1 pseudogene is annotated in these 716 nt (G+C 73.5%); it reads right to left on the bottom strand.

Annotation, left to right across the window (positions count from 1 at the left end):
- Positions 1-716: pseudogene (locus tag CCN51_RS52065) on the bottom strand (polyketide synthase); the annotation flags it as partial.

The following is a 716-nucleotide window of genomic DNA, read 5'->3' as shown; positions in this document are numbered from 1 at the left end:
GACCAGGCCCCATACGGCGGCGGAGCCGGGGTCGAGCGCACCCTTCATGGTCCCCGCGGCGACCGCACCACGAGTGAGGAAGACCAGTCGGGACTCCTGGAACCTGTCGTCCTCGAGCCACCCCTGGACCACGTTGAGGGCCGCGAGCACCGGCTCGTGCGCCTTTCCCGCCGCGTCCTCGCTGGTCAGCAGATCGGCAGGCGCGGGCTCTGCGGTGGCCAGCACCACCTCGGGGGTGACGGCCCCCGCGTCGAGGGCCGCGCCCAGCGCCGCCAGATCCGGGTACGCCTCGACGTACTTCCCGGCGGCCATCAGTGCGGACCGCGCCCGGAACTCGTCGCTGCCGACGATGACCCACGATCCCGGTACGGACTCCTTCGGAGCCGCCTCGTCGCGCGGGACCTCGCCGCCCTCGATCCACTCGACGCCGAAGAGCGCGTCGCGCAGCCCGTCGCGGGAGCGCCCGAGCTGGGCCGGGTTCACGGGCCGCAGCACGAGCGATCCGACCGTCGCGACCGGTCCGCCCGTGCCGTCGGCCACCGTGATGGACACGGTGTCCGGGCCCTCTTCCGTGGGGCTGAGGGCGACCCGCAGCACGGCCGCTCCGGCAGCGTGCATGGTCACACCGCTCCACGAGAACGGCAGGCTCACCTGGTCGTTGTCGGAGAAGAACGCGCCCAGGCGCATCCCGTGCAGCGACGCGTCGAGCAGCGCGG

This window comes from Streptomyces milbemycinicus, from assembly GCF_002154605.1.
Classification (GTDB): domain Bacteria; phylum Actinomycetota; class Actinomycetes; order Streptomycetales; family Streptomycetaceae; genus Streptomyces; species Streptomyces milbemycinicus.
The sequence above is the reverse complement of the archived record's forward strand: the minus strand, read 5'-3'. Positions and strand labels throughout refer to the sequence as shown.